This window comes from Halomonas sp. RT37 (assembly GCF_040070525.1).
GTDB classification, from domain to species: domain Bacteria; phylum Pseudomonadota; class Gammaproteobacteria; order Pseudomonadales; family Halomonadaceae; genus Halomonas; species Halomonas litopenaei.
In genome coordinates this window covers 4,211,150-4,237,795 of record NZ_CP098827.1, presented here as the reverse complement: position 1 = coordinate 4,237,795, position 26,646 = coordinate 4,211,150, and the positions used below count along the sequence as shown (strand labels likewise).

Here is a 26,646-nt window from a genome sequence, read left to right as displayed (position 1 = left end):
GCCCAGCGCCGCACAAGACGGCGCGGGTGGCCATCAACGCTGAACGCAACACGACACAGACAAGATCTCTTCTATCGCCGAGCAGGCACTCGTTTTCAGGAGCACCAGATGCGCGTTTATTACGACAAGGACTGCGATCTTCAGCTGATCCAGAACAAGCAGGTCACCATCGTCGGTTACGGCTCCCAGGGCCACGCCCACGCCAACAACCTGAAGGAATCCGGCGTCAGCGTCACCGTCGCGCTTCGCCCGGGTTCTTCTTCCGCCGCCAAGGCGGAGGCCGCCGGCCTGAAGGTGGCCTCTGTGGCCGAGGCTTGCCAGTCCGCCGACGTCGTCATGGTGCTGGCGCCGGACGAGAACCAGAAGGCTATCTACGAGCAGGAAATCGAGCCGAACCTCAAGGAAGGCGCTACCCTGGCCTTCGCCCACGGCTTCAACATCCACTACAACCAGATCGAGCCACGCAAGGATCTGGACGTGGTGATGATCGCCCCCAAGGCGCCGGGCCACACTGTGCGCTCCGAATTCGCCCGTGGCGGCGGTATTCCTGACCTGATCGCCATCCACCAGGATGCCACCGGCCAGGCCAAGGAACTCTGCCTGTCCTACGCCGCCGCCATCGGTGGTGGCCGCAGCGGCATCATCGAGACCACCTTCAAGGACGAGACCGAAACCGACCTGTTCGGTGAGCAGGCTGTCCTGTGTGGTGGCGCTGTCGAACTGGTCAAGGCCGGCTTCGAGACCCTGACAGAAGCGGGCTACGCCCCTGAAATGGCCTACTTCGAGTGTCTCCACGAGCTCAAGCTGATCGTTGACCTGATGTACGAAGGCGGCATCGCCAACATGAACTACTCCATCTCCAACAATGCGGAGTATGGCGAGTACGTGACCGGCCCTGAGGTCATCAACGACGAGTCGCGTGCCGCCATGCGCAACGCCCTCAAGCGTATCCAGACCGGCGAGTACGCCAAGATGTTCATCAACGAGGGCAACAGCAACTACCCCTCGATGACCGCACGTCGTCGCCTGAACGCCGAGCACGAGATCGAGCAGGTCGGTGAGAAGCTCCGTGGCATGATGCCCTGGATCGCCGCCAACCAGCTGGTCGACAAATCCAAGAACTGATGGGTTCCTGGTAACCCATCGTCGGGCTTGCCCGCCGATGGGGACAGAAACGGGGGAGGAGCACACTCAGTGCTCCTCCCCCGTTGCGTCATGGGTGAACGACTGAGTGGTCATGGTGCTGCCGCATGAATCCTGCGCTGTGCCTTGCGTTTGGCCCGCAGGTGCCCGAGGCTGGGGGAGAGGGCGGCTGCCGCGAGGTTGGCGGTAACGGCCGGCCGGTCGTGTAGAATGATCCCATACTCGAAGCCAATGGATGACAGAGATGAGCGAAGACGCAGGCAAGCGTGAGCAGGAACCACGAGAGCCCCAGGATGAAGATCTGGCCAGCGCCTTCATGCGGGAATCCGAAGTCGTGGAAGAAGCGGTCGAGGACGGCAAAAAGGTGCGACGGCGGGGGATCTACCTGTTGCCGAACCTGTTCACCACCTCGGCGCTGTTTTCGGGATTCTTCGCCGTTGTCGCCGCCCTCAATGGCGATTTCACCGCCGCTTCGGTGGCCATCTTCATCGCCATGGTGCTCGATGGCCTCGACGGCCGGGTAGCCAGGCTGACCAATACACAAAGCGAGTTTGGCGCCGAATATGACAGCCTTGCTGACATGATCTCCTTTGGCATGGCGCCGGGGCTTGTCGCCTTTACCTGGATCCTGCAGGACATCGGCAAGACCGGATGGGTGGTGGCGTTCCTGTACGTGGCCTGTGCGGCGCTTCGCCTGGCGCGGTTCAACGTGCAGATCGGCAGCGTCGACAAGAAGTGGTTCATCGGCTTGCCCAGCCCGTCGGCGGCGGCGCTGGTGGCGGCCAGTGTGTGGACGTTCCACAGCTTCGACGCCACCGCTCTTGGCTTCAAGCTGTTGATGCTGCTGGTGGTGGGGGCGGCTGGCATTTTGATGGTCAGCAACATTCGCTACTACAGCTTCAAGGATGTCGATCTCAAGGGGCCGGTGCCCTTTGTGGCCCTGCTGGCCATCGTGCTGGGATTTGTCGTGATCTCGATCGAGCCGTCGGTCATGCTGTTGCTGCTGTTCGGTACCTATGTGGCGTCCGGTCCGACGATGGCGCTGATGCGCAAGCTCAAGACCTAGCCCAGGATCATCTTGCGGTAACAATAGAGGCCGATGTGAGCAGCAAGCCCAACGCTTCGTTATACTGACGACCGACAGGAACGCCCGCCTAGCGCGGGCGTTCCTGTTCTTGTATGAGTGCCGAAAGCGCCTTCTGGGGCAGTCTGTGCATTCATCCACAGGGGGTTCCATAGAGCGGTGTGGACAAGATGGTGCCGCTGTTGGATCGACACTGCTCGATGATCTGGCATTTTTTTACGAAAAGCGCTTGCCAAGGCCGGAGGTGATGCGTAAAGTACGCATCCGCTGCCGGCGACGAGCAAACGTCACAGGCGGTGAAGGGTGGTAAAGTGATTGTTTTGAAAAGGCTTTTTCAAGTCTTCGAAAAATTCTCCACTTGACGGGCAACGAGAAATCGGTAAAATGCTCGCCACTCGATCGGAGTCGCCAGGACGGCATCGCAGGATGCGCGTCAGGCTCGCTTCGCTTTCTCTTGGGTCCTGCAGGCATCGCTTGTACGGCGAAAAAAGAAAGCCTTGACGAAACGCTTCGATTCTGTAGAATACGCCTTCCTCGCAGGGCGCTGTGACAAAGGCTCGGGTTAACGATTCGGGCTGCGGCGCAGCAAAGCGAGACGCTCTTTAAGCTCTCTATAGAGTCCAGAGCATGCTCTTTAATAATTTGATCAGGTAATTCATGTGGGCGCTTGCCGATGAGTCAGTGACACTGTCACTGAAATATCAAGGCAAGCGACTCGTCAAACGAGACGTTTGAACCTTGAGCCAAGTTTGGTCCGCTTAACGGACTATCAGACTTTAAACTGAAGAGTTTGATCATGGCTCAGATTGAACGCTGGCGGCAGGCCTAACACATGCAAGTCGAGCGGAAACGATCCTAGCTTGCTAGGAGGCGTCGAGCGGCGGACGGGTGAGTAATGCATAGGAATCTGCCCGGTAGTGGGGGATAACCTGGGGAAACCCAGGCTAATACCGCATACGCCCTACGGGGGAAAGCAGGGGATCTTCGGACCTTGCGCTATCGGATGAGCCTATGTCGGATTAGCTAGTTGGTGAGGTAACGGCTCACCAAGGCTGCGATCCGTAGCTGGTCTGAGAGGATGATCAGCCACATCGGGACTGAGACACGGCCCGAACTCCTACGGGAGGCAGCAGTGGGGAATATTGGACAATGGGCGAAAGCCTGATCCAGCCATGCCGCGTGTGTGAAGAAGGCCTTCGGGTTGTAAAGCACTTTCAGTGAGGAAGAAAGCCTTGAGGTTAATACCCTCGAGGGAGGACATCACTCACAGAAGAAGCACCGGCTAACTCCGTGCCAGCAGCCGCGGTAATACGGAGGGTGCGAGCGTTAATCGGAATTACTGGGCGTAAAGCGCGCGTAGGCGGCTTGATAAGCCGGTTGTGAAAGCCCCGGGCTCAACCTGGGAACGGCATCCGGAACTGTCAGGCTAGAGTGCAGGAGAGGAAGGTAGAATTCCCGGTGTAGCGGTGAAATGCGTAGAGATCGGGAGGAATACCAGTGGCGAAGGCGGCCTTCTGGACTGACACTGACGCTGAGGTGCGAAAGCGTGGGTAGCAAACAGGATTAGATACCCTGGTAGTCCACGCCGTAAACGATGTCGACTAGCCGTTGGGCTCCTTGAGAGCTTTGTGGCGCAGTTAACGCGATAAGTCGACCGCCTGGGGAGTACGGCCGCAAGGTTAAAACTCAAATGAATTGACGGGGGCCCGCACAAGCGGTGGAGCATGTGGTTTAATTCGATGCAACGCGAAGAACCTTACCTACCCTTGACATCGAGAGAACTTTCCAGAGATGGATTGGTGCCTTCGGGAGCTCTCAGACAGGTGCTGCATGGCTGTCGTCAGCTCGTGTTGTGAAATGTTGGGTTAAGTCCCGTAACGAGCGCAACCCTTGTCCCTATTTGCCAGCGATTCGGTCGGGAACTCTAGGGAGACTGCCGGTGACAAACCGGAGGAAGGTGGGGACGACGTCAAGTCATCATGGCCCTTACGGGTAGGGCTACACACGTGCTACAATGGCCGGTACAATGGGTTGCGAATCCGCGAGGTGGAGCTAATCCCATAAAGCCGGTCTCAGTCCGGATCGGAGTCTGCAACTCGACTCCGTGAAGTCGGAATCGCTAGTAATCGTGAATCAGAATGTCACGGTGAATACGTTCCCGGGCCTTGTACACACCGCCCGTCACACCATGGGAGTGGACTGCACCAGAAGTGGTTAGCCTAACTTCGGAGGGCGATCACCACGGTGTGGTTCATGACTGGGGTGAAGTCGTAACAAGGTAGCCGTAGGGGAACCTGCGGCTGGATCACCTCCTTAAACGACACGTCATCTGACTGTCGGTAAGTGCTCACAATGAATTACCTGATCAAGCAAGAGTAACGACTGTTTGGGATTTATGCCCAATATTGCTCGGCAATGGGTCTGTAGCTCAGTTGGTTAGAGCGCACCCCTGATAAGGGTGAGGTCGGCAGTTCAAGTCTGCCCAGACCCACCATCTTCATAAGTTCAGCGAGTGCACGCCTTTGGTGTGGTGAAGATCGGTGAGCTCGCCGGGTAGCATCGGATTTGCCCAGGCCCATCGTTTGATAGCTGGTTCTGGTCAAGCATACCCGACAGGATATGGGGCCATAGCTCAGCTGGGAGAGCGCCTGCCTTGCACGCAGGAGGTCAGCGGTTCGATCCCGCTTGGCTCCACCATTTCTCATCTCGAGTAAAACAGTCGTCAAGTTCTAAGCAAGATGCTTGTTCGCCATCAGGCGATATCAAGTCTCTCGCTTAGAGCTTTTGCTCTAACGCTCTTTAACAATGTATATCATGCTGACAAAGTAAGATACGTTTCAAGCGTATCCGGCAATTGTCGTGACATCATCGATTGACAGACCCTTTGGGGTTATATGGTCAAGCGATGAAGCGCATACGGTGGATGCCTAGGCAGTCAGAGGCGATGAAAGACGTGGAAGCCTGCGATAAGGTTCGGCGAGGTGGCAAACGACCTGCGACCCGGACATCTCTGAATGGGGAAACCCACCCAAGGTAACTTGGGTATCTCATGTTGAATATATAGACATGAGAGGCGAACCGGGGGAACTGAAACATCTAAGTACCCCGAGGAAAAGAAATCAACCGAGATTCCCCTAGTAGCGGCGAGCGAACGGGGACCAGCCCTTAAGCAACACAACTGGTAGGTGAACAGATTGGGAAATCTGGCCATAGTGGGTGATAGCCCCGTAACCGAAACCTGAGTGTTGTGAAATCGAGTAGGTCGAGGCACGTGAAACCTTGACTGAAGACGGGGGGACCATCCTCCAAGGCTAAATACTCCTGACTGACCGATAGTGAACCAGTACCGTGAGGGAAAGGCGAAAAGAACCCCGGAGAGGGGAGTGAAATAGATCCTGAAACCGTATGCGTACAAGCAGTGGGAGCCAACTTGTTTGGTGACCGCGTACCTTTTGTATAATGGGTCAGCGACTTATTTTCAGTGGCGAGCTTAACCGTATAGGGGAGGCGTAGAGAAATCGAGTCTTAACTGGGCGACCAGTCGCTGGAAATAGACCCGAAACCGGGCGATCTATCCATGAGCAGGTTGAAGGTTGAGTAACATCAACTGGAGGACCGAACCAGGATCTGTTGAAAAAGATTTGGATGACTTGTGGATCGGAGTGAAAGGCTAATCAAGCCCGGAGATAGCTGGTTCTCCTCGAAAGCTATTTAGGTAGCGCCTCACGTATCACCGCCGGGGGTAGAGCACTGTTTCGGCTAGGGGGTCATCCCGACTTACCAACCCGAGGCAAACTCCGAATACCGGTGAGTGCAAGCGTGGGAGACACACAGCGGGTGCTAACGTCCGTTGTGAAAAGGGAAACAACCCAGACCGTCAGCTAAGGTCCCGAAATCCTGGTTAAGTGGGAAACGATGTGGGAAGGCTTAGACAGCTAGGAGGTTGGCTTAGAAGCAGCCATCCTTTAAAGAAAGCGTAATAGCTCACTAGTCGAGTCGGCCTGCGCGGAAGATGTAACGGGGCTCAAACCAGGTACCGAAGCTACGGGTGTGTTCGCATCACTTAAGGTGATTCGATAGTGTCAGTTCGCTGCCATCGCGAAGCGATGGCAAAGCGCTTCCCGAACGTTGAGTCGGGCAGGGCAAGGTGAACGGCCTGAGTCATTTTAAGGATGCGAACACGCGGTAGAGGAGCGTCGTGTAAGCCGATGAAGGTGTGTTGAGAAGCATGCTGGAGGTATCACGAGTGCGAATGCTGACATGAGTAACGACAAGGGGAGTGAAAAACTCCCCCGCCGGAAGACCAAGGGTTTCTGTTCGACGCTAATCGGAGCAGAGTGAGTCGGCCCCTAAGGCGAGGCCGAAAGGCGTAGTCGATGGGAAACGGGTCAATATTCCCGTACCTCACAGTATTGCGATGGGGGGACGAAGAAGGCTAGGTGAGCCAGGCGTTGGTTGTCCTGGTGAAAGCCGGTAGGCTGAGGATTCAGGTAAATCCGGATCCTTAAGGCCGAGAGGCGAGACGAACTGACTACGGTCAGGAAGTCATCGATGCCACGCTTCCAGGAAAAGCCTCTAAGCTTCAGATACTGTGAGACCGTACCCCAAACCGACACAGGTGGTCAGGTAGAGAATACCAAGGCGCTTGAGAGAACTCGGGTGAAGGAACTAGGCAAAATGGTGCCGTAACTTCGGGAGAAGGCACGCCGCATTAGGGTGAAGGTCCTCGCGACCGGAGCCTGACGCGGTCGAAGATACCAGGTGGCTGCAACTGTTTATTAAAAACACAGCACTCTGCAAACGCGCAAGCGGACGTATAGGGTGTGACGCCTGCCCGGTGCCGGAAGGTTAAGTGATGGTGTTAGCTCACGCGAAGCTCCTGATCGAAGCCCCGGTAAACGGCGGCCGTAACTATAACGGTCCTAAGGTAGCGAAATTCCTTGTCGGGTAAGTTCCGACCTGCACGAATGGCGTAATGATGGCCACGCTGTCTCCACCCGAGACTCAGTGAAATTGAAATCGCAGTGAAGATGCTGTGTACCCGCGGCTAGACGGAAAGACCCCGTGAACCTTTACTACAGCTTCACACTGGACGCTGATGTTGCTTGTGTAGGATAGCTGGGAGGCTTTGAAACCCTGTCGCCAGATGGGGTGGAGCCAACCTTGAAATACCAGCCTGGCATCATTGGCGTTCTAACTCAGGACCGTAATCCGGTTCGAGGACCGTGTGTGGTGGGTAGTTTGACTGGGGCGGTCTCCTCCCAAAGAGTAACGGAGGAGCACGAAGGTACCCTCAGCACGGTTGGAAATCGTGCAGTGAGTGCAAGAGCATAAGGGTGCTTAACTGCGAGACAGACACGTCGAGCAGATACGAAAGTAGGTTCTAGTGATCCGGTGGTTCTGTATGGAAGGGCCATCGCTCAACGGATAAAAGGTACTCCGGGGATAACAGGCTGATACCGCCCAAGAGTTCACATCGACGGCGGTGTTTGGCACCTCGATGTCGGCTCATCACATCCTGGGGCTGAAGTCGGTCCCAAGGGTATGGCTGTTCGCCATTTAAAGTGGTACGCGAGCTGGGTTTAGAACGTCGTGAGACAGTTCGGTCCCTATCTGCCGTGGGCGTTGGAGATTTGAGAAGCGCTGCTCCTAGTACGAGAGGACCGGAGTGGACGTACCTCTGGTGTTCCGGTTGTCACGCCAGTGGCATTGCCGGGTAGCTATGTACGGACGGGATAACCGCTGAAAGCATCTAAGCGGGAAGCCCCCTTCAAGATGAGATCTCCCTGAGGCCTTGAGCCTCCTAAAGGACCCAGCAAGACCAGCTGGTTGATAGGCCGGGTGTGGAAGCGCTGCAAGGCGTTGAGCTAACCGGTACTAATGGTCCGTGAGGCTTGACCATATAACACCCAAAGGGTTTTGGTCGATGATGTCCCGAATCAATTGACGGATACGATGAAGCGTATCGTCGGCATGATATATATTGTCTTTTTTCCGCCTGACGACCATAGCGAGTGGGAACCACCTGATCCCTTGCCGAACTCAGAAGTGAAACCGCTCAGCGCCGATGGTAGTGTGGGGTCTCCCCATGCGAGAGTAGGTCATCGTCAGGCATTTATTCAAAAGTAGGCCCGATTATCGAGAGATAGTCGGGCCTTCTTTTTGTAAAGAGCGTATGCATGGGGAAGACCCCCCTCTTTATATGTGGGGCCGCGCCGATAACCCCCTCGGCGCGGTCCGGCCGCTCGCAAGCTCGCGTCGTTCGTCCCCCCTTGCAGCTTCGCTGCAAACCCTGGGGTGACTCACCCCCATGCGAGCGACCTTGCTGTCTAAGCGTCATCGTCAGGCATTTATTCAGAAGAAGCCCAATTCCGAGAGGAGTTGGGCCTTCTTTTTGTAAAGAGCGCATGCATGGCTCTCTACAAGTTCAGCCCCTCTCTTTATATGTGGGCCGGCCGCCGCCCCCCCGAGGTGCGGTCCGGCCTGGCTCTTCTCAAGGGCAAGCTCGCGTCGTTCGTCCCCCCTTGCAGCTTCGCTGCAGCCCTTGTAAAGAGCGCTGGGGTGACTCACCCCCCATGCGACTACCCTGTCGGGAACAGATCAGGCATGTATCACGAAGAAGCCCGCTTCCGAGAGGAGGCGGGCTTCTTTGGTTTCAGGCAAGTTTCGGCAAGACGGTTGTCGCGGCTCTGTGCCTAGAACGCGATGGTGGAGACGACCAGTTGGCTCGCTTGCAGCGAACGCAGGCCCAGGCGGTCGCCGGGTTCGATGACCAGAAGATCACCGGCCGCGAGTACCTCGCCGGAGACGAGTTCCACACGACCACTGATCAGGTACCAGGCTCGAAGTAGTGCGGGTTCCGGTGACAGGTGCAGGGTTTCCTGTTCGCGGAGCAACTGGTGTGTGAGGTAGCCGCGACTGCCGTATCTCACCATCAGGTTGAAGTCGCGATAGAGCCCCTGGCTCAGGGTTTGCCAGGCGCCGTCAAAGGTGTCGACTTCGAAGCGCCTGAGGTCCCTGGAGCGGTGCCCTTGATGCTCAAGGTGGGCCGCGCCTTCCAATACCATGAGGTGTCGTTCGTAGCCTGCCAGTGGGGTGAACAGGCACTCTTCGGACTCTACCGTGGCGGTGCTCAGGCGGACCTGAAAGTTCCGGTCGGCATAGTCACTGTCAACGGGAGCGATAAACAGCTCCCGCGTCGTGCCGCCGGACCAGAGGCGCGCGGGTGTCTCGGATGAGCGTCGAATGATCATGGGAGGTTGGCCAGCGAGTGCTGCGCCTCCTTTTGCCAAGGATCGTTTCATCGTCTCAAGGGTTTAAGTCGATGTGCTTGATCTGGCTCAAGAGATGCTGGGGTAGAGCGACTCTCGCTCGGCGCTGATTCCCGAATCACAACAGTTCGGCGAAAAAGTTGTGCTTACATCAAAATGATAGTTCTACGCCTGCATAGAAGGAACGGTCCGGCGCCGGTTCGAAATAGCGGTCGTTGCTGGCATTGATGCGGACATTGGCATAGTGGTCTTCGTCAAACAGATTTCGGATGCCGAGGTAGGTCGACAGTATCTGGTTGCCGCCCAGTCGCCAGCCGTCACCCGCACGAAGGTTGACCAGCCAGTAGCTGTCGACGTCTACCCGGTTGGCATTGTCCGCGACCATGTCGCCCACATACTGGGTTTCCAGGGTGGCAAAGTAACGGGTGTCCTGGCTACCTATCCCGTACCAGGTGAGCTGGTTGACCCAGGTTGTCTCCGGAAGCCCGGGCAGACGGTTGCCGTCCAGGCCACTACCGGAAACCTGGTCGAACTCGTAGCGTGCCAGGGTCAGGGCGGTATTGAGCTCCAGACGCGCCGAGGGCTGCCATCCTAGCGCGACTTCGAGCCCGTCGCGGCTGGTGTCGCCAAGGTTTTCGTAGAAGGTACGATCGCTGCCATCGATCTCGTAGGGGACCAGTTCATCGTCAACGTCGATCGAGAACAGGGTGACGTCGTAATCCAGTCCGGTGGGCAGGGTGCCGCGCACCCCGAGCTCACGGCTCCAGCTCTCCTGGGGCTCGACGTCGGGGTTGAAGCCACCACCTGCGGGATTGGCAAACTCCGAGAAGGTCGGTGTCTCGAAGGCGGTGGAGGTGTTGGCGTAGACCTGATGCAAGGGATGGAAGCGGTAGCTGATTCCCACGCTTCCATTGGTTTCGTGGAAGGTGCGTTCACCGCTCTGGTCGCCATCGTTGTCGTAGTCGTCATCGATTTCCATGTCGATGCGATCGAAGCGTCCGCCGGCCGACAGTGTCCAGTGCTCATTCAGGGCAAGGTCGCCCTGGGCGAAGATACCCAGGCTGGTCGCCGTCTGGGTCTCGTCGGCCACTTCTCCCGTCACGCTGCCATCGAAGGCTACATCGCGGCGATGGCGGTCGTCTTCCTGGCGAGCGCCGTCGATACCCACCATGCTGTCCAGCGTCATGCCGGCGAGGTTGAAGCGTTGGTGATATTCGGCGCTGCCACCGAAGTGGTGACGTCGGTAGTCGATCAAGCTGTCGCCCGGATAGGGCAATTGCTGTTCGAAGTCTCGCCAGGTGGTAAATCCCTTGAGGTAGAGCTCCCCGGGGCCGAAGCCAAGATCCTCGTACTGCAATCCCACGACCTGCTGGTCCACCTTCTGGCCGGTGTCGTAGTCCTCGGTGAAGCGGCCCGCCTGTCGGCGATCTTCATCGACCTGGTCCTGGGTCAGGCCACCAGGATCTTCGGAACGGGGGTTGTCGAGCAGGTTGATGATGGCGGTGAGACGGCGTTGATCGCCCATATCTCGTGACAGGCTGGCGTTCAGCAAGCGCTTCTCGGTGCGGCTGTGATCCCGATAGCCGGCCAGTTCCAGTCGCGAGGCACCCAGGTGGTAGGCCCAGCCGTCGTGCTCGCCGCCGGTGGAAAGGGATTGCTTGTTGTAGCCGTCGCTACCGATACCGGCACGTATCGTCGTCGAGTCGTCACCTTCGTCACGCCCGTCCGCCGTCGTGACCGAAATGACGCCACCGGCGGCATTGCCGTACTGAACCGCCGCCGGTCCCCTGATGACCTCGATCTGTTCTGCGTTGTCCAGGTCGATGGCATCGAGCTGGGCCTGGCCATCGGGGAGGGTGTAGGGAATACCGTCCACCAATATGGTGATGCCGCGCACACCGAAGGGAGCGCGGGCACCAAAGCCCCTGATGGAGACACGAGCACCCTGGGCGAAGTTGTCGCGATTCTGGATGAAGACCCCGGGCACTCGAACCAGGGATTCATCGAGACGGACCCGCTGCTGACCTTGATGGATGTCGTCTTCATCGACCACCGAGACAGCCATCGGGGTGGTGAGTAGCTCGCGCTCCAGGCGCGGCGCCGACACCGTCAACACGGGTTGCTGCAGCTCGACGGCGCGGTCGTCGGTTGCGGCAGTCTGTGCGGTGACAGGCGTTGTCAGCGGGAGCAGCAGCAGGGCGGCGGCCGGGCGAGAGGTCATCAGCTTCATCCTTGAACGGCGAGGCGAGAAGGGAGTGGTGGCTCGAAAGAGCATCTTTATCGTTTAAGCACAATTCTAGAGAAGTCGCCTCCTTGGCACCACTCTGGGGAAGAGAGCCTGGTTCCCGTCGGTGCCTGGCCTTCCGCTAGACCAAAGTCGCTTTTCGTTGTGTGGCCAGGTAGTTTATCTTTTGAACTGAAAAACGAACAGAAGTTCACTATGCGAACGAGCGCCACTTGTCGAGTTGCCGGAAACGGTGTCGAGCGAGAGACCAATAATGAGCGCGCGTCGACGATAACGATAAAGTCCGGAGGATCCCCATGAAGACCCCCCTCGCGTGCCTGATGGCCGCATCCCTGACGGCCCTTTCCTGTGCCTCGGTTCAAGCGGCGACCACGCTGCGCATGGCCCACTTCTGGCCTGGTGCCTCTGGTATCAATACCCAGATCTTCGAGCAGTGGGCCAAGGCGGTGGAGGAAGACTCCGGCGGTGATCTGCGTGTTCAGGTCTTTCCCGCCGGTACCCTGGCCAAGGCTGACGACATCTATGAGGCGACCGTAAACGGCATCGCCGATATCGGCGCCACCGCTCAGGGCTATACCGCCGGGCGCTTCCCGCTGTCGCAGATCGTCGAACTCCCCGGGGTGGCCGATTCCGCGATACAGGGTTCATGCATCCTGCAGACCCTGCACGACGATGGCGGCCTGGGGGGAGAGTACGACGATACTCGCGTGTTGTTCATGTTCACCACCGGTCCCGGTTACATCCATACCGTGGATACCGACGTCCAGGTACCGGCCGATCTGGAAGGACTGCGAATCCGTCGCCCGACCGCGGTGGCAGGCGATATCCTCGAAAACATGGGGGCAAGCCCGGTAGGCATGCCTGCCCCGGATATCTATACCTCCATGCAGCGGGGCGTGCTCGATGGCTTGAGCTTTCCCTGGGAAGGCATGAAGGGGTTTCGTATCAACGAGCTGGTCGAATACCACACCCAGGTGCCGTTCTATTCGCTGATCTTTGTGGCGACCATGAGCCAGCGTGCCTACGATCGGCTGACGCCGGAGCAGCAGGCGGTCATCGATGCCAACTCCGGCATGCAGTGGGCACTCAATGCGGGGGAGGTGTTCCACGCCATCGACGAGGTGGGGCGGCAGGAAGCGGTGGACGCCGGCCACACTATTCGGGTGGTCGATGCGCCCCTCGACAACGCCGACTGGGCGCCGCCGCTCCAGCAGGGCATCGAGGATTACCTGAGCGGACTCGAGGAGCGCGGCTTGAGCCAGGCGCATGACGTCTATCAGGCGGCGCTGGCGGCACGTGAAAGCTGCGCCGGGACGGAGTGACGCCATGCAACCCTTTCTGGAAGGGGCCAGCCGTTGGCTGGCCCTGGTCTGTCGCTGGGTGGCGGGCGGCTGTCTGATACTGATGCTGGCGGTGACCATCGCCGACGTGGTGACACGCTACCTGCAGCGTCTGACCGATGGCGCTATCTCCTTTCAGGTCTTCGGTAGCGTCGAACTGGTCAGCTACCTGATGCTGTTTGCCTTGCTGGCGGCCATGTCGGCCAGCGTGGAGAAGAGCCAGGTGGTGGTCGAGGCCTTTTCCCACCGTCTTCCTGCGTCCATCGCAGCGCGCCTGCATGGCGTCTATCTGCTGGGCTTTGCGGTGCTTGGCGGGGTGCTGGCGACGGGCCTGGTGGGTGCGGCCCACGCCGCTGTCGAGTACGGCGAGGTCACCCAGGACCTGAGGATCTCGCTCGGGCCGATCTATCTTGTCGCTGCAGTGCTCAGTGCTCTGCTGGCGTTGCGCAGCCTGCTGCACGCGCTCCTGGGGGCGCTGTTCGGCCAGAGTGCGGAGGTGTCCCATGGCGACTGAGACGATCGGCGGGTTCGGGCTGCTGCTGTTGCTGGTGTTGATGATCCTGCGGGTGCCAGTAGCTCTGGCGATGCTGCTGGTCGGTGTCGGTGGTTTTGCCACGATCATCGATCTAGGCGCGGCGGTATCGATGTTGAAGTCGGTGCCGGTGGAGGTGTTGTCCAACTACAGCTTCAGCGCGATTCCGATGTTCATCCTGATGGGCGTGCTGGCGGCGCATTCTGGCATGGCCGGCAAGCTTTTCCAGTCGGCTCGGGTGATCTGCGGTGGCTGGAAGGGCGGCCTGGCGATCGCCGCCGTCGGCTCCTGTGGCGTCTTTTCGGCGATTTCCGGATCTTCTCTGGCCACCGCCAGCACCATGACCCGGGTGGCCCTGCCGGAGATGGAGCGATACGGCTACCATCGTGGCCTGGCCACCGGGGCGCTGGCCGCGGGCGGCACCCTAGGCATCATGATTCCGCCCAGTATCGCCCTGCTGATCTATGCCATCCTGACCGAGCAGTCGGTGGGTGACATGTTCATGGCGGGTCTGGTGCCCGGGCTCCTGGGACTGGTGCTGTACGCCCTGACCGTCAGCGTGGTCATGCGGGTCAAGCCGGAACTGGCGGTGGCAGGGGAAGCGACGAGCTGGGGCGAGAAGCTTGCCTCGCTCGGCGGGCTGGTGCCCTTCTTCGCGGTCTTCCTGGTCATGATCCTGGGCATCTACCTGGGCATCTTCACTCCCACCGAGGGGGCCAGTGTCGGTGCCTTTGCCACCCTGATCTACGCCCTGGTCAAGGGGCTGCGTGCACGGGAGCTGTGGTCTGCGGTCCAGGAGACCCTGGCGCTGTCGGCGGTGGTGTTCTTCATGCTGGTCGGTGCCGAGGCGCTGGGCTACTTCATTTCGCTCTCACGCATCTCGTTCTCCATCAGCGACAGTCTGTTTGCCATGGAGCTGACGCCCTTCGTTGTCGTGCTGTGCATCCTGGCCATGTACTTCCTGCTCGGCATGTTCATGGACTCGATCGCCATGCTGGTGATCACGGTGCCGGTGGTGTTCCCGATCATTCAGAGCCTGGGTATCGACCCGGTGTGGTTTGGCATCGTCACGGTGCTGACGGTCGAGTTGGGGCTGATCACGCCGCCGGTGGGGATGAACGTCTTCGTGATCAAGGCCATGGCGCCCCATGTGGGACTGGGAGAGATCTTCCGAGGCGTCTCTCCCTTTATCGTGTCTGACTTTGTGCGCCTGGCTCTGTTGCTGTTGTTCCCGACCTTGAGCACCCTCTTTTTGCTGTAGTCGGCATCGAAGCGGCGGCCAGTATTACGCTCAGCTCACCCCAAGCCCGCCATACGGCGGGCTTTTTTGATGCATTTAATGTCGGTTGGATGAGGTTTCTGATATGACGCTCTAGTCCAATATGAGCCTTTGTGGGAAGCGCGTTTCACTAAGCTTGCAGCGTGACACCATCGTAATGACGCGAGGGCTTGACGTGAGTGCGCGCAATATTTTTGTGGTGGGGCTGAACGATGACAATCATGAGCGTCTGCTGCGCTTGAAGGGTGCCGAAGAATGGCGCTTTCACCGAATTATTGCGCCGGAGGCGGTCTATGACACCGAAGAATTCGATATTCCCGCGATGCTCGAGGAAGCCGGCCAGACCCTGGACCGATTCGGCAGGCCGATAGACGCGATCATCGGCTATATGGATTTTCCGGTATCCACGATGCTGCCGATCCTGTGCAAGCGATTCGGTACCCGATCGACGTCGCTGGAAAGCTTGCTGAAGTGTGAGCACAAGTACTGGAGCCGTTGCGTTCAGCGCGAGGTGGTGCCGCAGTACATCCCCGGGTTCACCGCCTTCGACCCCTTCGACGAGGCGGCGTTGGGTCAGATCGGTGCGGCGGGGCTGTCCTTTCCCTTCTTCGTCAAGCCGATCAAGTCGTCGGGCTCACGGCTCGGTTTTCGCATCGAGACGCCGGAAGACTTTGCGCTTGCCATTGACCGTCTGAAGGCGGAGATCGGTTCCATCGCCGAGCCGTTCAACAGCGTGCTGGATCAGGCCAACCTGCCTCCGGAGATCGCGGCGATCGATGGCCATTACTGCATGGCCGAGGAAATCATCGGCGGCTGGCAATGCACGCTGGAAGGCTACGTCCACGATGGCGAGGTCGTGGTCTATGGTGTGGTCGACTCGATTCGCTACCCAGGGGTGTTGAGCTTCTTCCACTATCTGTACCCCTCGGCCCTGCCACAAAGGGTTCAGCAGCAGATGATCGACGCCACCCGCCTGGTCATGACCCGCACCGGCTTCGATCAATCCGCGTTCAACGTCGAGTTTTTCTGGGACGAACTCCAGGATCGCATCTGGCTGCTCGAGATCAACACACGCATTTCCCAGTCACATTGCGACCTGTTCGAGAAGGTCGACGGGATCAGCCATCAGCAGGTGACGGTGGACCTGGCGCTGGGGCAGCGTCCGAGACTGCCCCACCGGGAGGGCGCCTACGCGGTCGCGGCCAAGTTCTTCTACCGCGTGTTCTTCCATGACGCCACCGTCGAACGGGTTCCCTCGGCGCAGACCCTCGCACAACTCGAACAGGACTACCCCGGCACGGTGATCAGTCTGCAGGTGGAGGAGGGGCAGCGTCTGTCGAGCCTGCCAGAACAGGATAGCTACAGCTTCGCATTGGCCTATATTTGGATGGGGGGCGACGACTATCAGGCGCTGCTTCGTCGCTATCAGCAACTGGCGGCCCGACTGATCTTCGCATTCGGCGATATCGATAGTTGAGTCGGCGCGCCGCCGCTGTACCGAGCGTCACCGAGAGCGCTGGAGTGGCCAGGTTGCAGGGGTAGGGCGATCTCGGCAGCGCGGTATGGACAGGGCGATCTCGACAGGGTGAGCTTGAAGCCAGTGCAAGGAGCGACGATGCGGGTGGTCAGCGATTTTCCGCGCAAGGTGATGGAGCAGGAAACCTGGATTCCACTGGCCGACGGCACGCGGCTGGCTGCCCGTATCTGGCGGCCGGTCGACGCCGACGATGATCCGGTGCCGGCGATCCTCGAGTACCTGCCTTATCGCAAGCGTGACCTGACCGCGGAGCGAGACGCTCAGGTGCATCCTTACTGGGCCGGGCATGGCTATGCCGGGGTTCGCGTCGATATCCGAGGCACCGGCGAATCCGATGGCGTACTGACCGACGAGTACCTGCAGCAGGAACTGGACGACGGGGTGGCGGTACTCGAGTGGCTGGAACGCCAGCCCTGGTGTACGGGAAGTGTCGGCATGGTCGGTATTTCCTGGGGGGGCTTCAACGGCCTGCAGATCGCCGCCATGCGCCCACCGCAGCTCAAGGCGGTCATCACCATCTGTTTTACCGATGACCGCTACGCCGATGATATCCACCATATGGGTGGCTGCCTGCTGGCCGACAATCTTTCCTGGGCGTCGACCATGTTCGATGGCAATGCCATCCCGCCCGACCCGGCGCTGGTGGGTGGCGACTGGTTCAGGATGTGGCTCGATCGCCTGGACGGCAGCGGCCTCTGGCTTTCGCGCTGGCTTCAGCACCAGCGACGTGACGACTACTGGAAACATGGCTCGGTGTGCGAGGACTACAGCCGTATCCAGGTGCCGGTGTACGCCATCAGCGGCTGGGCGGATGGTTACTGCAACGCCGTCTTCCGGCTGCTGGCCGGTTTGACCTCGCCACGCAAGGGGCTGGTGGGCCCCTGGGCTCACAAGTACCCCCACCTCGGGGTACCGGGGCCGGCCATCGGCTTCCTGCAGGAAGGGCTACGGTGGTGGGACCACTGGCTGAAGGACCAGGATACCGGGATCATGGACGAACCGATGCTGAGGGTCTGGATGCAGCAATCGATGCCGCCATCGGCGCGCTACAGCGCTCGTCCCGGTCGCTGGGTCGCCGAGCCGAGCTGGCCCTCTCCCCACATCATGTCCCGGAGCTGGCGGCTGACCAGCGGACATGACCTGCGTGGCGAGGACGGCACCGACGCGAAGGACGGCGATGACGACGAGAGCCTGGATATCCGCTCGCCGCTGTCGGTGGGCCTGTATGCCGGCAAGTGGTGTTCCTACAACGCACCGCCGGATCTGCCTCACGACCAGCGTGACGAGGACGGCGGCGCCCTGATTTTCCAGACGCCCCGGCTCGAGCAGGATCTGGAAATCTGTGGTGCCCCATCGGTGCAGCTGGAACTGTCCGCCGACCAGCCGGTGGCGATGGTGGCGCTGCGTCTTGTCGATATCGCCGAGGACGACAAGGCGACACGGGTGTCCTATGGGGTGCTCAACCTGACCCATCGTGACAGCGACGAACACCCGGAGCCTCTGGTGCCGGGGCGCCGCTACCGCGTGACGGTGTGTCTCAAGCATATTGCCCAGCAGTTTCCGGCGGGGCACGCCATCCGGCTGGCGATCTCGACCAGCTACTGGCCGCTGGTATGGCCTGCACCAAGGCCGGTACGCCTGACACTGTGGCCTGGTGCCTGTCGCCTGGTGCTGCCGACCAGGGTCCCCAGGCCGGCGGAAGAAGCGGCTCTGCGCCCCTTCGAGGAGCCGGAAGGGGCGCCACCGCTGGCCAAGACGCTGCTGCAGCCTTCCCAGGAAAGCTGGAAGGTGATCCGAGATCTGGCCAATGACCAGACCACACTGGAGGTGTTCCACGACGAGGGCAGCTACCGGCTGGACGATATCGCGCTGGACATCTCCGGCTCGGTGACCGAGCGCTACAGCTATTCCTACGGCAACTACGACAGTGTTACCGGCTGGACCGAGTGGCAACGTACCTTCCGCCGGGGGGACTGGGAGATCCACACCCTGACCCGCACTCGGCTGACCAGCGACGCCGACAGCTTTCGGGTGCGTGCCACCCTGGACGCCTGGCAGGGCGATACTCGAATCTTTTCGCGAAGCTGGGATGAGGTCTTCCCCCGGGATCTGGTCTAGGGCTTGTCTGAAAAGTGCCTGCGCTCGGTAATACGGCGTTAAAAATCGGCTGGTGCGCCAGCCCGGTCAAAATGCTCATTTACACCCCGTAAACTGCGCTTTCTCACCGATTTTTGCCTTGTCTAACCTTCGCTCGTCGACTTTTCGGACAGCGCCTAGGGCGAGCTTGGCGATCCGTCGCCTTGACGATGGAACTGGCGGCGGCGGAAGTCGCGGGGAGCCACTCCGCTGAGCCGCTTGAAGAAGCGGGTGAAATAGGCGGGCTCGGAAAATCCCAGGCCATCGGCGATCTGGGCGATGGTCAGGTTGGTATAGGTCAACTCGCGCTTGGCTTCGAGCAGTAGACGCTGGTGCAGCACCGCCAGGGCGCTTTGGTCCGCCAGGCGCCGGCACAGGGCGTTGAGGTGGGCCGCGCTGATGTCCAGCTCGCGCGCCATTTCCTCGATGCTCGGCTGCTGGCGAAAGCGCCGCTCGATCAGTGTCTGGTAGCGGGCCAGGTGGCCGTGGCCGGGATCGGTGCTCACGGCAGACCTGGCCCGGGTGGCCGGATGCGTCGCCAGGCGAGCCGCTTCCACCGTCAGCGCCTGGATCAAGGCGTCGAGCAGCACGTCGCGGTCCCGCGCCGGCCGTCGGTATTCCCCGTCGATATGTTCCACCAATGTCTGCAGTCGGTGTCTGGCGTCGGCTAGTGCAGTGACTCCCGCGCTGCGCCAGACCCTGCTGGCGTCCGGCAGTACCTGCTCGAGGTGGCTGACCAGCGGTGCCGCCAGGGTCAGGATGTGGCCCTGGATGTTCGGAGCGAAGGCAAACCCGTGAATGGTGAGCGCAGGCACCAGGATCAGCAGCGGGGCGGCCCGCCGTTGTCGGCTGTCTTCCAGTTGCAGTTCGACCTCGCCCGCGTACAGCAGCAGCAGGTGAGTCAGGTCGACGTGGCGGTGAGGATGGATGCGCCAATCGTGAAGCCGACTGCGTTCGGCGATGGACTCGCAGTGCAGCAGGTCGGGGGTCGGCCAGCTACCGGTTTCCCCGTAAAGGGTAAAGGTGGGAACCGCTGACGATATCGTGGTGGACGGGGTCTCGGGGTTCATGGTCTGCGCTCCTGGCGGTTGCCGGGGAGGTGATTGAGCGTGACTACGACAAATGTCAGGGTAGATTCCGCGAAAAGTCCAGTTTGTGGCGAGGAATATGCCTTATCTGGGGTGGTGTTTCAGCGAAAAATACAAGGCATAACCATAACGTTCCGCTGACGAGGTAGCCACCATGACGACAACATCTTCCCCCGAGCGTATCGATAGTGAACTCACGACCCAGGTCGCCATCATCGGGGCCGGGCCCTCCGGACTGCTGCTGGGGCAACTGCTCAGCCGGGCCGGGATCGACAATGTGATCGTCGAACGCAAGAGCGGCGACTATGTGCTGGGACGTATTCGTGCCGGGGTGCTCGAGCAGGGCATGGTCGACCTGCTGCGTGAAGCCGGCGTCAGCGAACGCATGGATGCCGAGGGCCTGCCCCACGACGGCTTTGAGCTTGCCTTCGACAACCGCCGGGTACGCGTCGACCTTGCGGGGCACACCGATGGCAAGCAGGTGATGGTGTACGGCCAGACCGAAGTCACCCGGGACCTGATGGAAGCACGCGAGCGAGAAGGCGGTATCAGCTACTACGAGGCCAGCGACGTCACCCCCCATGATCTGGAGAGCGAGTCGCCCTCCCTCACCTTTCAGCATGAAGGCAAGGGGTACCGTCTGCGCTGTGCCTATGTGGCGGGGTGCGATGGATACCACGGCGTGTCACGCCAATCGATCCCGCAGGAGCGCCTGAAGACCTTCGAGCGGGTCTATCCGTTTGGCTGGTTGGGACTGTTGTCCGACACGCCACCGGTGACCGATGAGCTGATCTACGCGCGCCACGAGCGGGGCTTCGCCCTGTGCAGTATGCGGTCGGAGAATCGCAGCCGCTACTACGTGCAGGTGGGCCTCGATGAGAAGGTCGAGGACTGGTCCGATGAGCGTTTTTGGGACGAACTGAAACGGCGCCTGCCGGAAGACGTGGCCGAGACTCTGGTGACGGGGCCTTCGATCGAAAAGAGCATCGCACCACTGCGCAGCTTCGTGGTCGAGCCGATGCAGTACGGTCGCCTGTTTCTGGTGGGGGACGCCGCCCATATCGTGCCGCCCACCGGTGCCAAGGGGCTGAACCTGGCGGCGAGTGACGTCAACACCCTGTATCGCCTGCTGGTGAAGGTGTTTAACGAAGGGCGCAGCGATCTGATCCCGCGCTACTCCGAGGTGTGCCTCAAGCGTATCTGGAAGGCCGAGCGCTTCTCCTGGTGGATGACGTCGATGCTGCATCGTTTCAGCGACGAGGAAGACTTCGAGGCGCGCATGCAATTGGCGGAGCTCGATTATCTGACCGGCTCGACAGCGGGCCTGACCACCATCGCCGAAAACTACGTGGGGCTGCCCTACGAACCCCTGGAGTAGCGTCATAGAGGTATCTGCCGGCGAGGGACCTGCGAGGGAAAAGCGGCTCTCGGTCAGGGGCAATACCGACATCGGGGCATCGACAGGGAAAGGTGCAATGGGTCGACGTTGACCTGGTGAGGGCTCGGGGCGTGTCCTGCCGCTAGGCAGCTTCCGGTGCATCGCGTAAGGTCGTGATTCTGCTTCCCGGTCGATGTCGAACCCCATGAAACAAGAGAGCTTGACCCCATTTCAGATCCTGATTCTGATCCTCTCCTTTTACGTGCTTGGTGCCATGGCGGTGCAGGAGCTGAATGACCTGCCGCCGGAGGTCGATGACCTGATTTTCAAGCTGGACCTGGTGGTCTGCGGCTTCTTCTTTGCCGACTTCTGCATCCGTTTCCACCGTGCGGAAAGCAAGTGGCGCTTTATGCGCTGGGGCTGGATCGATCTGCTGGCGAGTATCCCGGTGAGCTTCTTGATGGCTGGCCGTCTGGTGCGCGTAGTGCAGATCATCCGCATGCTGCGCGCGATCAAGTCGGTACACCTGATCTGGAACCTGCTGTTTCGCAACAAGGCCAAGGGCATCTTCGCCTCGGTGGCCTCGGCCACGGTACTGCTGTTGATCTTCGGCTCGGTGGTGATCCTGGTGGTGGAAGGCCCCAACCCGGAAAGTGCCATCGATACCGCCGAGGAGGCGCTGTGGTGGGCCTTCGTCACCGTCACCACGGTGGGGTACGGCGATTACTATCCGGTGACGTCGCTGGGACGGGTGGTGGCGGCGCTGTTGATGGTGGCCGGTGTGGGTCTGTTCGGTAGCTTCGCGGCCTACGTCGGTTCACTGTTCATCGATGATCAGGAGGACGAGTCCGAACGGCTGCATCGGGTCAATCGAGACATGCTGCGAGAGTTGCACCGCGAGGTGCGAGAACTCAAGGCCGAGGTGGTGGCCCTGAGGGGGGCACTCGATGCCAGCAGCGACGCCCCGTCAAGCGGGCAGGTTGCCCGCGAAGACAGGGCAGGCGGGTCTGATCAGGTGCCCGAGCCCGGTCCCGAACGGCTGCCGGGAGGCGATCCGCGCGAGTGACGCGCACTCGTCGCTGCATCGCCCGCCGGGTGCTTCACTTGACCTCATACTGGCCTTCCCACACGCGGGCATCGTCCTGGCCGGGGGCTCGGGTGGTCGCCCCAGGCGTGATGTCGTCGGCATGATCGGCGCGGTAGGCCTCCATGCGCTTCTTCATGCGGTGACGCACCAGCGGCATCAGCGCCAGTCCCACCAGGCTCAGCACCAGGGCCATCATGGTGGCCAGCACCAGGGTGACGGCGCCGACCAGGGTGGCGAGAGCCAGCTTGAAGCCACCCATCCGGCGGGTGGGGCGTGCCTGGCGAGCGCGTTGCTGCCAACGGGACGCCGCCCTCCAGGCGGCGTTGTGCTGGTAGTCGTCGGTGCTGAAGGAATGATCAGTCGTCATGCTGGACTCCGGTCACGTCAAGGGTATGGCGATCGAGGCGGACCTCGAGCTCCTGGTGCTGGGCGTCGTAGCCTTCGATCTCGATATCACCTGTACGGTCGACATCCAGCGAGCTGAACAGTTCCAGGCCGGCCGACTGGGCGGCGTCCAGCGCCTTGCCGACATCGTCGCCGCTGAGGCTCCAGGTCGGAATCTCGCTCTGGCGCCGCTGTTCGCCCAGCAGGCTGCCGTCGCTGAGGTCCATGTCGACGTCCAGGCGCCAGCCGTCGTCGCGCCAGCCTTCCGCCTCGAAACGATCGCCGTCGTCGATATCCAGCTCATCGTAGTGGGTGAAGCCGTACTCCCCGGTGCTGGCCAGCAGGCGGTCGATCTCCTCCCGGTTGACGGCTTCATCGTCGGCCATGGCGTTGGTGGCGAGGGTACCGCTCAAGGTCAGGGCGGCCAGGCTCAGGGTGACAGTCTTGTTCATGCTGGGGACTCCATTCGCTGTTGAGGTAAGCTCACCGTGTGCTTGGTGATCTCGGCGAGTGGGACCATCCTGACAGGGGGGACCTGTCGCCAGCCTGACGGGATCGTTCATCTTTCATTCATCTGCAGTGGGTCAGACTTCGCCTCATGACCTCCAAGACACTTTTCTTGCTATGCACGTCCGTGATGGCCGCGAGCCTGGCCCAGGCCCCGCGCCCGAGCGACGACGTCAGCCTCGCGGCACTGGCGAGCGAGTCGCTGGGAATCCGTTTCGCCCGCGCGGATGACGACTGGCGTGACTTGCACCAGGAGGTGCGTGAGGGCCGGCTGGTGGCGTTGCCGACGCTGCTGGACTGGCTCGATGAGCGCTACGACGGGCAGGTGCTCGAAGTGGAGCTCGAACGTGACGACGGCAGAATCCTCTACGAGATCGAACTGGTCGGCGCCCAGGGACAGGTCGTGGAGTTCGAGTTCGACGCAGGCAGTGGTGAGCTGTTGAGCATCGAAGGGGTCGGCATCGATGCCATGCAGCGCCCAGCGCCGCGCGACGCCGACTAGCCCGCGGGGATCACCGCAATACAGGGATGACGCCGGAGGAGGCGTGGCATGAAGATTCTGCTGGTCGAGGATGACCAGGCGCTGAGCGAAGCGCTCGCCGCCTCCCTCGAGGAAGGCGGGCTGCTGGTGGAGGTCGCGGCGACCGGAGGCGAGGCGGATTTTCTGCTGCGCACCGAGCGCTACGACGCAGTCGTGCTCGACCTGGGACTGCCGGATGGCGATGGCACCCGCTGGCTGGCCCAGTGGCGCGACGACGACATCGACCTGCCGGTGCTGGTGCTGACCGCGCGAGAGCGCTGGTCCGACAAGGCTGCGGGCTTTTCTGCCGGGGCCGACGACTACGTCACCAAACCCTTCGAGACCGCCGAAGTCATGTTTCGGCTGCGGGCCCTGGTGCGCCGCAGCCACGGCCACGCCCACCCGGTGCTCAGCGCCGGGGCGCTCAGCTTCGACACCCACACGGGGGCCGTGACGCTGGCCGGCAGGCCGGTGGCGCTGACGGCTCAGGAGTCACGGTTGTTGTCCTACCTGATGCATGCCCGCGAGCGGGTGGTCAGTCGCGCCGAGCTGGCCGAGCACGTCTACGACCGTGACCATGAACCCGATTCCAACGTCATCGACGTCCAGATCAGTCGCCTGCGGCGCAAGCTCGGCAGCGAGCGGATCGAGACACGACGCGGCGAGGGCTATCGCCTGGTGACCCCGGCGGGAGAGGATGCGCCGTGACGCCGCCGCGCGGTTCGCTGACCCGGCGGCTGCTGCTGGCGTCGCTGGTGCTGGTGCTGGTGATCCTGCCGCTGGTCGGCGGTGGGCTGTCCTACAGCTTTCGCGAATCCGCCTCGGCCTCGTTCGACGAACGCCTGTCGTCGATGCACCGGGTGCTGCTGGCGGCCCTGGATCGGGATCCCCAGAGCGGTGCCCTGGTGGTCAACGACAGTCTCGGCGATGCGCGCTTCGATCAGGTGTTCTCCGGTTGGTACTGGCAGATCAGCGACGGCGAGCGCCTTTCCCGGGGCTCACGTTCGCTATGGGATCAGCGCCTGCCGATCACCGCCTCCCCGGACACCGTCTGGCGCACCATCGAAGGGCCTCGTGGGCAGCGGCTGAGGCTGGTCGAGCGTTCCCTCAGGCTGTCGGGGCATCCCCACCCCGTTCACGTCAGCCTGGCGGTCAGCCGTCAGGAGCTCGATGCCGAAGTGGCACGCTTCGAATGGCTGCTATGGCTGTCGCTGCTGGGGCTCGGCGTGCTGTTGCTGACCGGTCTGGCGCTGCAGATCCGCTGGGGGCTGGCGCCCTTGAGGTCGCTTCACGCGGATCTGGCGGCGGTCAAGGGCGGCCAGCGGGAGCGCCTCGATACCCGGCTGCCGACCGAGCTCGCGGAACTGGCGGTGACCATGAACGAGGTGCTCGACCATGACCGGCGGCTGATCGAGCGCGGTCGCGCCACCGCCGGCAATCTGGCCCACGCGCTCAAGACGCCGGTCAGCGTGTTGATGACCCAGGCGGAACGCCTTCCCGAGACCGAGCGAGCCAGGATGCGCCAGGAGCTAGGACGTATCGATGCTGCCGTGCGCCACCACCTGGCCCGTGCCAGCGCCGTCGGCAGCGCCGCCCTGGCCGCCAGGGTACGTCTGGCCAGGGTGCTGGCGCCGGTGCTGGACGGCCTGTCTCGGCTGGCAACGCGTCGCGGTATCCGTCTCGAGACCCGCGTGGCGGATGGGCTGGCGCTGCGCATCGATCCCAACGATCTGCAGGAGCTGACCGGCAACCTGCTGGAGAATGCCATCGACTGGGCGCGCACCCGGGTCGAGCTCGATCTCTGGCTCGAAGGGGACAGCGTGCGCCTGCGTCTGGAAGATGACGGTCCGGGCATGAGCGCGCAAGAGCGTGAGGCGGTACTCAAGCGCGGCGTGCGTCTGGATGAGCGCCGCCCCGGCAGTGGGCTGGGGCTTTCCATCGTCGAGGAACTGGTGTCACTGTACGGCGGTACGATGACCCTGGATCGCGCGGCGCTCGGTGGACTGAGGGTAAGCGTCACGCTGCCCGGCGGCTTGCTGGAAAAGGCGCCGGCCGAGTAAGCCTGCGTTGTGCCGGTGTCCCTGGCTTGCGATGATGCAGGCTGTTCGATCAGCCAGAGAGACGATGCGTGGACAAGTTCGAGGTCAAGCTGGACCAGGCCGCACGAGCCGCCTGGCTTTCCTATGTGGGTGGACAGACACAGGATGAGATCGCCGCACAGCTTGGGGTCTCCCGTCCGGGCGTGCAGCGACTGCTGGCGCTGGCCAGGCAGGAAGGCCTGGTCAAGGTCCATATCGACCACCCCGTGGCCCACTGCACCGCACTGTCCCAGGCCATCCGTGAACGTTTCGAACTGGACTACTGCGACGTGGTGCCTGCGTCCGCCACCGCCGAGGACAGTACCCCCTACCTGGCTGTGGCCGGCGCCGAGCGTCTGTCACGCATCATCGAGCGCAGCGAGCCGCAGACCCTGTCGCTGGGCTCCGGCCGCTCGATTCGTGCGACCGTGGAGGCCCTGAGCCGGATCGACCGTCCACGTCATCGCTTCGTCTCGCTGGTCGGCAACGTGGCCAGGGACGGCTCGTCCAACCGCTACGACGGGGTCATGGTGGCGGCGGACAAGACCGGCGGCGAGCGCTACCTGCTGCCGACGCCGGTGGTCGCCAGTTCGGTCGAGGAGAAGCGGGCGCTGGCGGCACAGCCGCTGTTTCGCGCCATCGGCGAGGTGGCCGAGCAGGCCAGCGCGGCCTTCGTCGGGGTAGGGCGGATCGATCGCCAGGCGACGCTGTTTCAGGATCATTTCATCAGCGAGTCGGAACTCGACGAGCTGCTGGCGCTGGACGCCGTGGGAGAGCTGGTGGGCTGGCCGATGGATGCCGATGGCCGGTTGATCGACTGTTCCACCAGTCAGCGAGTGACCAGCCTGCCGCTGACCACGCTGAAGCGTCAGGCGATGGTGGCGGTGGCCGGTGGCCGCGACAAGGGGCCGGCCATCCTGGCCGCGCTACGCGGCGGCTGGCTGACCAGTCTGATCACCGACGATCAGGCGGCGCGCTATATCGTCGAGCGCCTTTCCTCGCAAATCTAGGCAGCACGGCTGCTGTATCGTCGAGCG

Annotated in this window: 18 protein-coding genes, 2 tRNA genes and 3 rRNA genes; 18 read left to right on the top strand and 5 right to left on the bottom strand. The window is 61.3% G+C overall.

Annotation, left to right across the window (positions count from 1 at the left end; all coding sequences use genetic code 11):
* Positions 1-108: 108 nt before the first annotated feature.
* The 7 genes from ilvC (at position 109) to rrf (ending at position 8,340) form a co-directional block, all read left to right on the top strand.
* Positions 109-1,125 (top strand): ketol-acid reductoisomerase, encoded by a 1,017-nt coding sequence (gene ilvC / locus NFG58_RS18360; RefSeq protein ID WP_045994258.1) that lies wholly within the window; start codon positions 109-111, stop codon positions 1,123-1,125.
* A 262-nt stretch (positions 1,126-1,387) separates the two neighbouring features.
* Positions 1,388-2,209, top strand: coding sequence for a CDP-diacylglycerol--serine O-phosphatidyltransferase (gene pssA / locus NFG58_RS18355; RefSeq protein WP_045994259.1), 822 nt, complete (start codon positions 1,388-1,390; stop codon positions 2,207-2,209).
* A 796-nt stretch (positions 2,210-3,005) separates the two neighbouring features.
* A 16S ribosomal RNA gene (locus NFG58_RS18350) occupies positions 3,006-4,543 on the top strand.
* A 101-nt stretch (positions 4,544-4,644) separates the two neighbouring features.
* Positions 4,645-4,721 (top strand) — tRNA-Ile (locus NFG58_RS18345).
* A 127-nt stretch (positions 4,722-4,848) separates the two neighbouring features.
* A tRNA-Ala gene (locus NFG58_RS18340) sits at positions 4,849-4,924 on the top strand.
* A 199-nt stretch (positions 4,925-5,123) separates the two neighbouring features.
* Positions 5,124-8,129, top strand: a 23S ribosomal RNA gene (locus NFG58_RS18335).
* A gap of 95 nt (positions 8,130-8,224) precedes the next feature.
* Positions 8,225-8,340, top strand: a 5S ribosomal RNA gene (gene rrf, locus NFG58_RS18330).
* The 16S, 23S and 5S rRNA genes sit together here with 2 tRNA genes alongside, the layout of an rRNA operon.
* Positions 8,341-8,922: 582 nt before the next feature.
* Here rrf and NFG58_RS18325 read toward each other — a convergent pair.
* Positions 8,923-9,480, bottom strand: coding sequence for a HutD family protein (locus NFG58_RS18325; RefSeq protein WP_185696400.1), 558 nt, complete (start codon positions 9,478-9,480; stop codon positions 8,923-8,925).
* A 169-nt stretch (positions 9,481-9,649) separates the two neighbouring features.
* Positions 9,650-11,719: a TonB-dependent receptor gene (locus tag NFG58_RS18320; protein ID WP_348827143.1), complete on the bottom strand. Its 2,070-nt coding sequence runs from the start codon at positions 11,717-11,719 to the stop codon at positions 9,650-9,652.
* Positions 11,720-12,039: 320 nt separating this feature from the next.
* On the opposite strand from NFG58_RS18320, the gene NFG58_RS18315 reads away from it, so the two are divergent.
* From NFG58_RS18315 to NFG58_RS18295, 5 genes are all read left to right on the top strand, one after another.
* Positions 12,040-13,065 carry a TRAP transporter substrate-binding protein gene (locus NFG58_RS18315; protein ID WP_213231626.1) on the top strand — a complete coding sequence of 342 codons (1,026 nt, stop codon included), beginning with the start codon at positions 12,040-12,042 and terminating at the stop codon, positions 13,063-13,065.
* Positions 13,066-13,069: 4 nt separating this feature from the next.
* Positions 13,070-13,597, top strand: a complete 528-nt coding sequence (locus NFG58_RS18310) for a TRAP transporter small permease subunit (protein WP_045995308.1) — start codon at positions 13,070-13,072, stop codon at positions 13,595-13,597.
* Positions 13,587-14,876 carry a TRAP transporter large permease gene (locus NFG58_RS18305; RefSeq protein WP_108132224.1) on the top strand — a complete coding sequence of 430 codons (1,290 nt, stop codon included), beginning with the start codon at positions 13,587-13,589 and terminating at the stop codon, positions 14,874-14,876. The genes NFG58_RS18310 and NFG58_RS18305 overlap by 11 nt, the downstream gene beginning before the upstream one ends.
* Positions 14,877-15,069: 193 nt before the next feature.
* Positions 15,070-16,371: an ATP-grasp domain-containing protein gene (locus NFG58_RS18300; RefSeq protein ID WP_348827140.1), complete on the top strand. Its 1,302-nt coding sequence runs from the start codon at positions 15,070-15,072 to the stop codon at positions 16,369-16,371.
* A gap of 138 nt (positions 16,372-16,509) precedes the next feature.
* Positions 16,510-18,549 carry a CocE/NonD family hydrolase gene (locus tag NFG58_RS18295; protein ID WP_045995305.1) on the top strand — a complete coding sequence of 680 codons (2,040 nt, stop codon included), beginning with the start codon at positions 16,510-16,512 and terminating at the stop codon, positions 18,547-18,549.
* A 155-nt stretch (positions 18,550-18,704) separates the two neighbouring features.
* Here NFG58_RS18295 and NFG58_RS18290 read toward each other — a convergent pair whose 3' ends face one another.
* Positions 18,705-19,637, bottom strand: a complete 933-nt coding sequence (locus NFG58_RS18290) for a helix-turn-helix domain-containing protein (RefSeq protein WP_348827139.1) — start codon at positions 19,635-19,637, stop codon at positions 18,705-18,707.
* A gap of 172 nt (positions 19,638-19,809) precedes the next feature.
* Between NFG58_RS18290 and pobA the strand changes: the two genes are divergently transcribed.
* Positions 19,810-21,033: a 4-hydroxybenzoate 3-monooxygenase gene (gene pobA / locus NFG58_RS18285; RefSeq protein ID WP_108132227.1), complete on the top strand. Its 1,224-nt coding sequence runs from the start codon at positions 19,810-19,812 to the stop codon at positions 21,031-21,033.
* A 220-nt stretch (positions 21,034-21,253) separates the two neighbouring features.
* On the top strand, positions 21,254-22,099 hold the full coding sequence (locus tag NFG58_RS18280) for an ion transporter (protein WP_240184326.1): 846 nt from the start codon (positions 21,254-21,256) through the stop codon (positions 22,097-22,099).
* A 34-nt stretch (positions 22,100-22,133) separates the two neighbouring features.
* On the opposite strand, the gene NFG58_RS18275 is transcribed toward NFG58_RS18280, so the two are convergent.
* Together NFG58_RS18275 and NFG58_RS18270 are read right to left on the bottom strand one after the other, a co-directional pair.
* The gene (locus NFG58_RS18275; RefSeq protein WP_045994631.1) at positions 22,134-22,487 is read right to left on the bottom strand and encodes a hypothetical protein; all 354 of its coding nucleotides are present in this window, start codon (positions 22,485-22,487) and stop codon (positions 22,134-22,136) included.
* On the bottom strand, positions 22,477-22,956 hold the full coding sequence (locus NFG58_RS18270) for a PepSY domain-containing protein (RefSeq protein ID WP_348827137.1): 480 nt from the start codon (positions 22,954-22,956) through the stop codon (positions 22,477-22,479). Before NFG58_RS18270 ends, NFG58_RS18275 begins: the two co-directional genes overlap by 11 nt.
* A 167-nt stretch (positions 22,957-23,123) precedes the next feature.
* Between NFG58_RS18270 and NFG58_RS18265 the strand changes: the two genes are divergently transcribed.
* From NFG58_RS18265 to NFG58_RS18250, 4 genes are all read left to right on the top strand, one after another.
* Positions 23,124-23,513: a PepSY domain-containing protein gene (locus tag NFG58_RS18265; RefSeq protein WP_348827136.1), complete on the top strand. Its 390-nt coding sequence runs from the start codon at positions 23,124-23,126 to the stop codon at positions 23,511-23,513.
* A gap of 48 nt (positions 23,514-23,561) precedes the next feature.
* Entirely contained in the window at positions 23,562-24,239 is a 678-nt protein-coding gene (locus NFG58_RS18260) for a response regulator transcription factor (protein ID WP_045994628.1), read from the top strand.
* Positions 24,236-25,591, top strand: a complete 1,356-nt coding sequence (locus NFG58_RS18255; protein ID WP_348827135.1) for a HAMP domain-containing sensor histidine kinase — start codon at positions 24,236-24,238, stop codon at positions 25,589-25,591. The genes NFG58_RS18260 and NFG58_RS18255 overlap by 4 nt, the downstream gene beginning before the upstream one ends.
* 68 nt (positions 25,592-25,659) lie before the next feature.
* Positions 25,660-26,619, top strand: coding sequence for a sugar-binding transcriptional regulator (locus tag NFG58_RS18250; RefSeq protein ID WP_045994626.1), 960 nt, complete (start codon positions 25,660-25,662; stop codon positions 26,617-26,619).
* The last annotated feature ends 27 nt before the right edge of the window (positions 26,620-26,646 follow it).

What these genes read in the sequence shown, in the direction of transcription:
- NFG58_RS18325 (WP_185696400.1), bottom strand. Translation starts at nt 9,480, where the DNA reads ATGATCATTCGACGCTCATCCGAGACACCCGCGCGCCTCTGGTCCGGC.
- ilvC (WP_045994258.1), top strand. Translation starts at nt 109, where the DNA reads ATGCGCGTTTATTACGACAAGGACTGCGATCTTCAGCTGATCCAGAAC.
- NFG58_RS18295 (WP_045995305.1), top strand. Translation starts at nt 16,510, where the DNA reads ATGCGGGTGGTCAGCGATTTTCCGCGCAAGGTGATGGAGCAGGAAACC.
- NFG58_RS18270 (WP_348827137.1), bottom strand. Translation starts at nt 22,956, where the DNA reads ATGAACAAGACTGTCACCCTGAGCCTGGCCGCCCTGACCTTGAGCGGT.
- pssA (WP_045994259.1), top strand. Translation starts at nt 1,388, where the DNA reads ATGAGCGAAGACGCAGGCAAGCGTGAGCAGGAACCACGAGAGCCCCAG.
- NFG58_RS18275 (WP_045994631.1), bottom strand. Translation starts at nt 22,487, where the DNA reads ATGACGACTGATCATTCCTTCAGCACCGACGACTACCAGCACAACGCC.
- NFG58_RS18290 (WP_348827139.1), bottom strand. Translation starts at nt 19,637, where the DNA reads ATGAACCCCGAGACCCCGTCCACCACGATATCGTCAGCGGTTCCCACC.
- NFG58_RS18260 (WP_045994628.1), top strand. Translation starts at nt 23,562, where the DNA reads ATGAAGATTCTGCTGGTCGAGGATGACCAGGCGCTGAGCGAAGCGCTC.
- NFG58_RS18315 (WP_213231626.1), top strand. Translation starts at nt 12,040, where the DNA reads ATGAAGACCCCCCTCGCGTGCCTGATGGCCGCATCCCTGACGGCCCTT.
- pobA (WP_108132227.1), top strand. Translation starts at nt 19,810, where the DNA reads ATGACGACAACATCTTCCCCCGAGCGTATCGATAGTGAACTCACGACC.
- NFG58_RS18320 (WP_348827143.1), bottom strand. Translation starts at nt 11,719, where the DNA reads ATGACCTCTCGCCCGGCCGCCGCCCTGCTGCTGCTCCCGCTGACAACG.
- NFG58_RS18305 (WP_108132224.1), top strand. Translation starts at nt 13,587, where the DNA reads ATGGCGACTGAGACGATCGGCGGGTTCGGGCTGCTGCTGTTGCTGGTG.
- NFG58_RS18310 (WP_045995308.1), top strand. Translation starts at nt 13,070, where the DNA reads ATGCAACCCTTTCTGGAAGGGGCCAGCCGTTGGCTGGCCCTGGTCTGT.